A 12,152-nucleotide genomic window follows, 5' to 3' on the forward strand; every position below is an offset into this window, starting at 1 on the left:
GTCCTTTAATCTGATTGATTTGACTTTGCCCATAGAGGTAGCTTTGAGGATTATGAGGCAAAGGTAGCAAATCTATATGATATAAACTAATTATGAACATCTACTTAATAATAAGTATATTCCAATATACATTTCTATATTTACATTTTCATACATCTAAGTTTTCATAAATAAAATTTTTATTTCAAAGTTAACATTAAACAGTTTTTTTCTCTCTGGTTGCAAAAGTAACAAGTAATAATATACAATATAACACTCAGTAAAAACTGCAAGTAAACAAAAAAGATGTTATACTATTGAATATCAATAATATAACATCTCTACAAAGTAAACTTTTTAAAGTCTTCCATTGAAAACAAGAAGGTCTATTTCTGCATTTTACCCAATGAACGGACAGTTTCGGCAAACTCTTCTTTAGGTATAATGGCTTTGTTGCGTGTCCTCAAACGATTATTATAAACTGTCTGAGGAGAACAATGCAAGAATTCGGCTATCTTCACGCTATCGCTTATACCTAACCGTACAAGTGCATATATTCTAAGTTCAGTATTGAGCAATTCTCCTTCTTTAAGCACCACTCTTTCTTCCGGTCGCAATAGTGAATTGAAATCTTCAACGAAATCCGGATATACATGAAGGAAAATTGCATCGAAACTGTGATAGAATTCTTTAAGTTCACTCTGAACTATTGTTGTACTTGAAGTCAGTGATTTTATATCATCTATCTGTCCAGCCTTTAACTTTCTGTTAATGCTCTTTCTGTATTCTTCCAGTTTACTTATATAGCTTGAGCATATTGAAAATACGTAACCTATATATTCCTCTTTCACATAATTGGATTCCTGAAGCTTACTGTTACTTATCTTCAATTTCTCGTTTACTTCGCTCAGCTCTTTGTTTACATCTGCAAGCATCTGATGTGCTTCGGAAAGTTCATCTACATTACGGTTAAGCAAACGATTGCTTTCATCCAATTCTTTTCGTGACTTGACAAGCCTTCTATACTGGACATATATAAACAATATAGAAATCAGCAAAACTACCGACATTATACTCATTGCATAAAGCGATGAACGAAGTTTGCTTTCCTGCTCGGCATTCCTTTGTTGGTAAGCATATCGTAATTTATCCATAACTGATGAAATGTTTGCAAACCTTACCCTATTTGGATATAATAATGCTGTCTTAAGACAATATCCGATATATGTATATCCCCTGTCTATATCGTTATATGAATATAGTATGTTTGATAATTCTTCCAAAGAAGCTATATCTCGATTGCTTATCTTTATATCTGCAATTGCCGAATAAACCAGATATTTTATATAATTGTATTCATCACCTTCATTAAAAAACATAATAGCCAGATGGTATGAATTAATTGCATCGGTTCGCGACGACAGTCTTGATTTTTCCACTATTTTCTGAAGTTTAACCTTAATACTGTCTCCAAATGCAGACCTCGGATAGTCTTTATGTAATGAAGCATAAAAGCTATAATACGACGGATTGTCAGGAGTTATAAATTCCTGTGCTTCGCGTTTTAATTCCGCTACGCGCTCATAATAGGCTCTGGTAAGTTCCGGACGTTCTCCTATATATTGTCCCAAATGAGAATACAGATATATTTTACTGTCATAATATCTGAACATCAAGTCTTTATTCAAGTTTTTAATATCTATATCTTCAATAACTCCTTCTGCCTCACTAAGCAAACCTGTAGCAGCAAGTAAGAAAACTTTATTCAGAAGCCATTCCTGCTCCCAGTCTTTTCTTCCAAGTTCTTGGGAAATACTGATGTTATCAGTTACATAGACCATTGCAGAATCTACATTATAAACATAATATTCATCATAGAACATCTTGTTAAGCCACAATCTTTCCTCCGGTTTTAAAGCCGAAGACTTCCTTTTCCTCAGTTCCTCTAATCTGGCTTCTTTCTCCGCTACAAATTTATCACTGCATGCCAATACAGAATCAAGCCTTAATAACAATTGTTCCAATTCAGAATTAATAGAATAGGCTTCCACCGAAACCAATAACAATAGCAACATCAAGATATTTCTCATCACTTATCTTAAATCTTAAAAGTTAGCAAACTCGGTATATAATCAGACAGCACCATATAGTGCTGTCTATTCTAAGCTCATTTCACATATGAATTAATCCTGCATCAAAGGTTTAAGTACCTTTTCTGCACAAAGATATCCTTCCTCATAAAGTTCCATCAGTTTCTTTATATCCTTCTCGATACGGTTTACAACGACTTTCTTTTCCGGACGGATTGCTATAATCTTTCCATCATCTTCCATTTTTTCTACCATCTCCAGCTGTTCATTATATACACGGCAACGGTTACTCAATAGTACACGCAAACGAGGATATCTGGTATATATGAAATGAGGAACCTTTATGTCTTTCTCCGTCTTACGGTAACCACGATTACGGGTAAGAACGACAACATTCTTCTCATATCCCTGCTCTATGGCTCTCAACACAGGAATGGAATCTATTATTCCTCCATCAAGCATTGGACGTCCATCCACATAAACTATCGGACATACATAAGGCAAACTACTTGAGGCCTTAGCTATACGCAACAATCGTTCCTTATCATGCTTTTCTTCAAGATAACAAGCCCTACCGGTTACACAATTCGTTGTGACCATCTCAAACCGGTTAGGATTCTTCATATAAGCATCGTAATCGTACGGAAGAATTTCTTCAGGAAACAGTTCGTACAGAAGCTTCTGATTTAAAATACTGCGCTGATGAAAAAGATATTTAAAGCTTATATAGTTATACTTTTCAAGCATATCTATATTACTGTATTTGGCACGACCTCGCTGATGCGACATATACGAAAGTCCGTTGCAAGCACCGGCAGACACTCCTACCGCATAAGGGAATTCGATATTGTTATCCATCATAAAATCAAGCACGCCACAGGTAAATACACCACGCATGCCACCGCCTTCAAGCACTAAGCCCATTTTACTAAAATCTACTTTCATAACATATTTCTTTTAAAACAGACACGCCAAATGCAAATATATGTTTTTTAAATACATTCAGATAGAAAATAAGACATTTTTTTCTTACTTTTGCAACATAAATAACATATTCTATAAATTACTGTATAATATTACTGTTATGTTTGAAACCTTAACATATCAAAAAAGACGCCAAGCCTTGAGGGAAAGAATGAGCAACGGTCTTATCCTTATCCTTGGAAACAACGAGGCTCCGGCAAACTATCCTGACAATACATACAAATTCAGACAGGACAGTTCGTTCCTATATTTTTTCGGACATTCCCACCCGGGATATGCCGGAGTTATTGACATAGACAATAACGAAGAGTATTTTTTCGGCAATGATGTCGATATGGACGACATTATATGGATGGGACCTCAGCCTAGCATAAAAGAACTGGCTGCAAGAGTAGGTGTAAGCAAAAGCTTCCCATTCGACAAACTGAAGGATGTTATAGGAAAAGCTTTATCACAACGCAGAAAAATCCATTTCCTGCCTCCATACCGTTATGACAACATGATGCTTCTGGAAGACCTGACAGGTATTAAGGCATCTATGGTTAAAACTCATGCCTCTGTAGAATTAATCAAGGCCGTCGTGTCATTAAGGGCTGTAAAGGAGCAATGCGAGATTGAAGAAATTGACAAAGCGTGCAACATTGGTTATGAAATGCACACCACAGCTATACGTCTGTGCAAGCCTGGAGTATCGGAACAATACATAGCAGGTATCCTGGAAGGTATCGCAGCTTCATACGGAAGCATGACTTCATTCGCCACTATCCTCACTCAGAACGGACAGACATTGCATAACCACGACCACAGCCACATTCTGCAGGAAGGAAGACTGATGCTTACAGATGCCGGTGCAGAGAATATAAACAACTATTGCTCTGACCACACGCGTACTGTCCCTGTAGGAGGAAAATTCACCCAGCGCCAGAAAGATATTTATAACATTGTTTATGCATGTCATGAGAAAGCCCTGGAACTGGCAAAACCTGGAATAACATACAAGTCTGTACATCTTGACGTATGCAAGGTTCTGGCTCAGGGACTCAAAGATCTTGGACTGATGAAGGGCGATGTGAACGAAGCTGTTGCAGCAGGTGCACATGCTCTGTTCATGCCTCACGGACTTGGACATATGATGGGACTTGACGTTCACGACATGGAAGACCTGGGACAGATATATGTGGGATATGATGATGAAGTACGTCCATCCGACCAGTTCGGTCTGGCATCTCTGCGTATGGGACGCCGTCTGCAACCGGGATTTGTCATGACCGATGAGCCGGGATGCTATTTCATTCCAGCGCTGATTGACAAATGGAAAGCAGAAGGAATGCATACCGACTTCCTAAACTACGATGTTATAGAAAAGTATAAAGACTTTGGCGGTATCCGTCTGGAAGACGATATACTCATCACTCCTGACGGTTCAAGATTTACAGGAGAAAAGCGTATTCCTATCAAGGTGGAAGACGTAGAGGAAATCATGAAGAATTAATACTATAAATCCAATTAATAACATGAACAAATTTATCACACTGGCTGCACTTGGACTTTGTTTCAGCAGCATCAACGCTCAGGAAGCGAAAGAGGAGAAAAAAGCTGAAGAAGGCTTTGTGTTTACAACTATCAAGGAAAACCCTATCACATCTATCAAGAACCAGAACCGTTCAAGCACTTGCTGGTCGTTCTCGTCTGTAGCATTCCTTGAATCTGAATTGCTACGTCAAGGTAAAGGCGAATTCGACCTTTCTGAAATGTTCATCGTTCACCACACAATGGAAGATCGTGCCGTAAACTACGTACGTTATCACGGTGATGCTTCGTTCTCTCCTGGCGGTAGCTTTGAAGATATGGTAGTTTGCTACGAAAAATATGGTATGGTACCACAGGATGCAATGCCTGGTATCATGTACGGCGACTCACTTCCTGTACACAACGAACTTGACGCTGTAGCAGGAGCATATGTTGAGGCAATCGGTAAAGGCAAGTTCTCAAAACTTACTCCGGTATGGAAGAACGGTCTGCGCTCTATTTATGACACATATCTTGGTGAATGTCCGAAAGAATTTAATTACAACGGCAAGACTTACACTCCAAGAACATTTGCCGACGAAGTTCTGAAACTGAACATGAACGACTATATCTCTTTGACTTCTTATACTCACCATCCTTTCTACATTCAGTTCAACGTAGAGGTACAGGACAACTGGCGTAATGCTCTTTCATACAACCTGCCTGTAGAAGAGTTGATGGAAGTTATGGACAATGCCGTAAGAAAAGGATATACATTCGCATGGGGTTCTGACGTAAGCGAACAGGGATTCACCCGCGACGGTATCGCCGTATTCCCGGATGCTTCCAAGGGTGCAGAACTTACTGGTTCAGATATGGCTCACTGGTTGGGACTTAGCGCAGCCGACAAGCGTAAGGAACTTACAAGCAAACCTCTTCCTGAAGTAACTGTAACACAGGAAATGCGTCAGACAGCTTTCGACAACTGGGAAACTACTGACGACCACGGTATGCTTATCTACGGTTTGGCTAAAGACCAGAACGGAAAAGAATACTTCATGGTAAAGAACTCTTGGGGTGAAGCTGGAAAATACAAAGGTATATGGTATGCTTCAAAGGCATTCGTTGCTTACAAAACTATGAACATCCTTGTACACAAAGATGCAATCCCTTCAAAAATTGCCAAGAAATTAGGCCTGAAATAATCGTAATATAGACTGATTACAAATAATATGATGCCGGTTTAGTTAATTTTTATACTAAACCGGCATTTTTATTCTTTCTTTTTCCTAACTTTACAAATTGAATTGAACAGGCATACCAAGTAATGCCACACAAAAAGACAGGAACATTATGTTCCACCCCATCATACTCAGGAAAAAAGAAAAAAAATAATATAATGAGATACAAATGGAATTATCAACCTCCTACTCTAGAGCAAAGAGAAGAAGCCAGGGCTCTGGCAAAGGAAATAGGTATTAGTCCGATCCTTTGCCACTTATTGCGACAGAGGGGCATAAAAACAGCCGATGCGGTAAAGAAGTTTTTCCGTCCGCAACTGCACGACCTGCACGATCCGTTCCTTATGAACGACATGGATGCGGCTGTGAAAAGGCTCAACAGCGCAATGGGCAGGAAAGAGCGTATCCTGATATATGGCGATTACGATGTTGACGGCACTACAGCCGTGGCATTAGTCTATAAATTTTTACAGCAGTTCTACTCAAACATTGATTATTACATTCCTGACAGATACAACGAAGGATATGGAGTAACGACAAAAGGAGTTGACTATGCATACGAAACAGGAGTAAAACTTGTGATTGTGCTCGACTGCGGAATAAAAGCCGTAGAAGAAATTGCGTATGCCAAAGAAAAAGGTATTGACTTCATAATTTGTGACCATCACGTACCCGACGATGTACTGCCTGATGCTGTAGCCATACTCAACCCCAAAAGAGCAGACTCTACATATCCATACGAACACCTTTCAGGATGCGGCGTGGGATTCAAGTTCATGCAGGCATTTGCATTGAACAACGGTATAGAATTTCACCAACTCACCCCATTGCTCGACCTTGTAGCAGTAAGTATCGCTTCGGACATCGTTCCTATCATGGGCGAAAACAGAATACTGGCATACCACGGACTGAGACAGCTCAATGCCAATCCTTGCATGGGACTGAAAGCCATAATAGACGTGTGCGGACTCACTGACAAGGAAATAAACATGAGCGACATAGTGTTCAAGATCGGTCCGAGAATAAACGCCTCGGGAAGAATACAAAAAGGAAAGGAAGCTGTTGACCTGCTCATTGAGAAGGACTATAAACAGGCACACGAGAAAGGCAATCTGATAAACGGATATAACGAACAGCGCAAGGATCTGGACAAGACTATGACCGAAGAGGCAAACAAGATTGTCGATTCTCTTGAAAACCTTTCGGAAAGAAGAAGCATTGTGATATACAACGAGGAATGGCACAAAGGGGTAATAGGTATTGTAGCTTCAAGACTTACAGAAATTTACTATCGCCCAGCAGTGGTGCTCACCCGTACCGAAGGTCTTGCCACAGGCTCGGCACGTTCAGTCTCAGGATTCGACGTTTATAGTGCAATTGAGCATTGCCGCGACCTGCTTGAAAACTTCGGCGGACACACATATGCTGCCGGACTGTCCATGAAAGTGGAGAATGTGGAAGAATTCACAAGACGATTCGAGGAATATGTGACAAACCATATATTACCTGAACAGACAAGCGCTACAATCGATATTGACGCACAACTGGACTTCCGCGACATAACTCCTAAATTCTTCTTCGACCTGAAGAAATTCAACCCATTCGGACCGGAAAACCACAAACCGGTGTTTGCCACACTTAATGTTTACGACTATGGCACAAGTAAAGTGGTGGGACGCGAACAGGAGCATATAAAACTTGAACTAGTTGACAACAAATCGAACAATGTGATGAACGGAATTGCTTTCGGACAAAGCTCACAGGTGAGATACATCAAGACAAAGCAATCGTTCAACATCTGCTACACGATAGAAGAGAACTCACACAAGCGCGGTGACATTCAGTTACAGATAGAAGACATTAAGCCAAGCGGATTTTAAATGACAGACGATTACCGTAAAATACTGAAAGACTATTGGGGATATGACAATTTCCGTGGAATACAGGAGGATATTATCCGAAGCATAGGAAGCGGACGCGACACACTTGGACTGATGCCTACGGGAGGTGGAAAATCCATTACATTCCAGGTTCCAGCCATGGCGAAAGACGGACTGTGTATTGTCATAACTCCACTGATAGCCTTGATGAAAGACCAGGTGAGAAACCTTCGCGACCGCGGCATAAAAGCCATTGCCATATATTCCGGCATGACTCGCGAAGAAATCATCATAGCTCTTGAGAACTGTATTTTCGGCAATTACAAATTCCTTTATATCTCGCCTGAAAGACTTGACACGGAGATTTTCCGCATCAAACTCCGCAGCATGAAAGTCAGCTTGATAACTGTTGACGAATCGCACTGTATCTCTCAATGGGGTTATGACTTCCGCCCCGCATATCTCAAAATTTCAGAAATAAGAAACCTGCTGCCAGGCGTTCCCGTTCTGGCACTGACAGCCACAGCCACTCCCGAAGTGGTTAAGGACATACAGCAGCGTCTTGCCTTTAAAGAGGAGAATGTGTTCCGCATGAGTTTCGAACGCAAGAACCTTGCATACATTGTCCGCAGAACAGAGAGCAAGCAGGAAGAACTCCTTCATATTCTGAAACACGTAGATGGCTCAGCCATAGTATATGCCCACAACCGCAAACGTACAAAAGAGTACGCCCAGCTATTGAACGAAAACGGAATTACGGCTACTTTCTATCATGCCGGACTCAACAACGAAACAAAAGACCAGCGACAGAAATCGTGGGTGAAAGGAGAAACCAGAGTTATGGTTGCCACCAACGCATTCGGTATGGGTATAGACAAGCCTGATGTAAGACTAGTAGTGCACGTTGATATACCGGATTCTCCGGAAGCATATTTCCAAGAGGCAGGTCGTGGCGGACGAGACGGTAAAAAAGCTTATGCAGTATTGCTTTATGCAAGAAGTGACAAAGCCACCCTGAAGAAAAGAATAACAGACACATTTCCCGAAAAAGACTATATCCGTACAGTTTACGAGCATCTGAACTATTATTACCAGATGGCAATGGGCGACGGACTTAGTTGCACCAGAGAGTTCAACATTGATGAGTTCTGCCGTAACTTCAAGCACTTCCCTATCCAGGTAGATAGCGCATTGAAAATACTTACCCGTGCGGGATATCTGGAATACACAGACGAGCAGGACAACAATTCTCGTCTGATGTTTACTCTGACAAAGGAGGAGCTTTACCGCATACATGAGACAAGCCCCGAAACCGAAAAGCTGATAAACATCATACTCCGTTCATACACAGGAGTATTCACCGAATATGCCTATATAAACGAAGAGACTCTGTCACTGCGCACCGGCATGACACGCCAGCAGGTATATGACACACTTATCTCACTCACCCGCCGACGCATTCTCCATTATATACCGGGAAAGAAAACTCCTTATATTATATATACGCGCGAAAGGCAGGAAGCCGACCGTCTGATATTCACAAAAGAAGTATATGAAGACAGAAAGAAAAGCTTCATCCGCCGCATTGAGGCCATGACTGAATATGCCGAAACTGAAGACAAATGCCGAAGCCGTATGCTCTTGCTATATTTTGGAGAGAAAAACGAACATAACTGCGGACAGTGCGACGTATGCCTTTCGTCACATTCATCAGGAATCAAGCAGGGAGTGTTCGACGAGATATCAAGAGCCATAGAAGAAACTCTCAAAGAAAAGGACATGACAACATCCGCACTCATGGAAAAACTTGAATCATACGACAAAGAGAATGTTACAAAAGTATTGTCATACCTTCTTGCTGAAGAAATCATACATCAGAAAAACGGTATGCTTTCATTGCCAAAATAATCTTATCTAACATATTCAAGCTACAAAAAGTAAGAAAAAACCATTGTGTTATAAAATTTTGACTATATTTGCGCTTACAAACATATAAATCAAAACTTTTTTTACCATGGATTACACTAATATCATCGGCGAAAAAATCAAATCGCTCAGAAACATAAAAGAGATCAGTATAGAAGAATTGGCAGAAAATACAGGTTTGACTACTGAACAAATCACACGCATTGAAGAAAATATCGATATTCCGTCGCTGGCACCGCTAATCAAGATAGCACGTGCCCTTGGTGTACGCTTGGGTACATTCCTTGACGACCAGGACAGCGAATCCGGTCCGGTGGTATGCCGCAAAGGTGAAGCTGACGACACTATAAGTTTCTCAAACAATGCTACTGACTCACGCCAGCACATGCACTATCACTCACTTTCACGCAGTAAGACCGACCGCCACATGGAGCCTTTCATCATAGACATTGATGAGAACGATGAAACCGTGTTCAACCAGTCGGCTCACGAGGGCGAAGAATTCATAATGGTAGTGAAAGGTATGGTGGAAATCACTTACGGAAAGAACGCTTACGTTCTTGAAGAAGGCGACACAATTTATTACGACTCTATCGTGCCTCATCATGTTCATGCCTACGAAGGTCAGGCAGCACGTATTCTTGCAGTTATCTATACACCAATCTAATCAAAAGCCGGAAACCATGTTACAGTTATCAGAAAGAACACTTGGCGACTGGCTCGAACATTGGGCCGAAGTCACCCCCGACAAAGAATATATAGTCTATTCCGACCGCAACCTGCGCTTCACATGGAGCCAGTTCAACAAGCGCGTGGACAATATGGCAAAGGGTCTGCTCGCCATCGGAGTGAAAAAAGGAACTCACGTAGGTATATGGGCAGGAAATGTGCCAGACTGGCTGACATTCCTGTATGCATGTGCCAAGATTGGTGCAGTGGCAGTCACAGTAAACACCAACTACAAACAGGCAGAGCTTGAATATCTGTGCCAGAACTCTGACATGCACACCCTATGTATCGTAAACGGAGAGAAAGACAGCGATTTCGTCCAGATGACATACAATATGCTCCCGGAACTGAAAACCTTCAGTCGCGGACACATGAAGAGCAAACGTTTCCCATGTATGCGTAATGTTGTCTATATCGGTCAGGAAAAATTCAGAGGAATGTATAACACTCCGGAAATTCTTCTTCTAGGAAACAACATAGACGATGAGGTTCTTGAAAACGCAAAAAAGCAAGTAAGCTGTCACGACACAGTAAATATGCAATACACATCAGGTACAACAGGATTCCCGAAAGGAGTAATGTTGAGCCACTATAACATCACAAACAACGGCTACCTGACAGGTGAACACATGAAGTTTACATCAGACGACAAACTATGTGTATGTGTACCGCTGTTCCACTGCTTCGGTGTAGTGCTTGCCACAATGAACTGCCTCACACACGGATGTACACAGGTAATGCTGGAACGCTTCGACCCGCTGCTCGTCCTTGCATCAGTGCATAAAGAACGCTGTACGGCACTATACGGTGTACCTACAATGTTCATCGCCGAACTCCACCACCCTATGTTCGATATGTTCGACCTCAGCAGTCTGCGCACCGGTATCATGGCAGGTTCTCTCTGCCCTGTGGAACTGATGCGTCAGGTTGAAGAAAAGATGTTTATGCGCGTCACCAGCGTTTACGGTCTGACAGAAGCATCGCCGGGTATGACACACACTCGCATAGACGACCCGTTTGAAGTGCGCTGTACAACAGTAGGACGTGATTTCGAATTCACCGAAGTGAAAGTTCTTGACCCGGAAACAGGTGAAGAATGTCCTGTAGGCGTGCAGGGAGAAATGTGTAACCGCGGATATAATACCATGCAGGGTTACTACAAGAACCCTGAAGCTACAGCTGAAGTCATCGACAAGAATGGTTTCCTTCATTCAGGCGATCTTGGTGTGAAAGACGAAAACGGCAACTACCGCATAACAGGACGTATCAAAGATATGATTATCCGTGGAGGTGAGAATATCTATCCGCGCGAAATCGAAGAATTCCTCTATCAGATGCCTGGCATAAAGGACGTGCAGGTAGCTGGAATTCCGTCGAAGAAATATGGAGAGGCAGTAGGCGCATTCATCATCCTGCACGAAGGATGCGAAATGAACGAATTCGACGTTCGCGAATTCTGTCAGGGCAAGATTGCAAGATACAAAATACCGAAATATATCTTCTTCGTAGATGGTTTCCCTCTGACAGGAAGCGGAAAGATTCAGAAATTCAAGCTGAAAGACATAGGTTTGGAACTCTGCAAACAGAAAGGTATAGAAATAATCTGACATTATATATTATTATATAGATAGTATATGGAGCCACAGTGGCATAGTTACCACAGTGGCTCCATTTTTTTGTTTCTACCGAAACAATACCTCGTTCTTCCACATAAAAACATGTTTTCGTGCTGACATTTTCTATAAATATAACAGATAAAATACTTTTATCTCCAGCAAAAGAGCCTCTTCTACCCTATATATTTTATCAATGTA

The 12,152-nt window shown here is 41.5% G+C and carries 8 protein-coding genes; 6 read left to right on the forward strand and 2 right to left on the reverse strand.

The window, feature by feature from the left end:
• Positions 1-365: 365 nt before the first annotated feature.
• Together H6A61_RS04765 and H6A61_RS04770 are read right to left on the reverse strand one after the other, a co-directional pair.
• Positions 366-2,069: a DUF6377 domain-containing protein gene (locus H6A61_RS04765; RefSeq protein WP_239469113.1), complete on the reverse strand. Its 1,704-nt coding sequence runs from the start codon at positions 2,067-2,069 to the stop codon at positions 366-368.
• A 93-nt stretch (positions 2,070-2,162) separates the two neighbouring features.
• Entirely contained in the window at positions 2,163-3,014 is an 852-nt protein-coding gene (locus H6A61_RS04770) for a patatin-like phospholipase family protein (RefSeq protein WP_204391514.1), read from the reverse strand.
• Between the two features lie 139 nt (positions 3,015-3,153).
• Here H6A61_RS04770 and H6A61_RS04775 point away from each other — a divergent pair, with 139 nt between their 5' ends.
• From H6A61_RS04775 to H6A61_RS04800, 6 genes are all read left to right on the forward strand, one after another.
• A complete protein-coding gene (locus H6A61_RS04775; RefSeq protein ID WP_204391516.1) occupies positions 3,154-4,545 on the forward strand; it encodes an aminopeptidase P family protein in 1,392 nt (463 codons plus the stop codon).
• Between the two features lie 22 nt (positions 4,546-4,567).
• On the forward strand, positions 4,568-5,767 hold the full coding sequence (locus tag H6A61_RS04780) for an aminopeptidase C (RefSeq protein ID WP_204391518.1): 1,200 nt from the start codon (positions 4,568-4,570) through the stop codon (positions 5,765-5,767).
• Positions 5,768-5,961: 194 nt separating this feature from the next.
• Complete coding sequence (gene recJ, locus H6A61_RS04785) at positions 5,962-7,683, forward strand: single-stranded-DNA-specific exonuclease RecJ (protein WP_204391519.1); 1,722 nt, start codon at positions 5,962-5,964, stop codon at positions 7,681-7,683.
• Positions 7,684-9,591, forward strand: a complete 1,908-nt coding sequence (locus tag H6A61_RS04790; RefSeq protein ID WP_204391522.1) for a RecQ family ATP-dependent DNA helicase — start codon at positions 7,684-7,686, stop codon at positions 9,589-9,591.
• Positions 9,592-9,697: 106 nt separating this feature from the next.
• Complete coding sequence (locus H6A61_RS04795; RefSeq protein ID WP_204391524.1) at positions 9,698-10,276, forward strand: helix-turn-helix domain-containing protein; 579 nt, start codon at positions 9,698-9,700, stop codon at positions 10,274-10,276.
• A 16-nt stretch (positions 10,277-10,292) separates the two neighbouring features.
• Positions 10,293-11,945, forward strand: a complete 1,653-nt coding sequence (locus H6A61_RS04800; protein ID WP_204391526.1) for an AMP-binding protein — start codon at positions 10,293-10,295, stop codon at positions 11,943-11,945.
• Positions 11,946-12,152 lie beyond the last annotated feature (207 nt).

Origin of the sequence: Bacteroides caecigallinarum, assembly GCF_016901995.1 — a bacterium.
GTDB classification, from domain to species: domain Bacteria; phylum Bacteroidota; class Bacteroidia; order Bacteroidales; family Bacteroidaceae; genus Phocaeicola; species Phocaeicola cellulolyticus.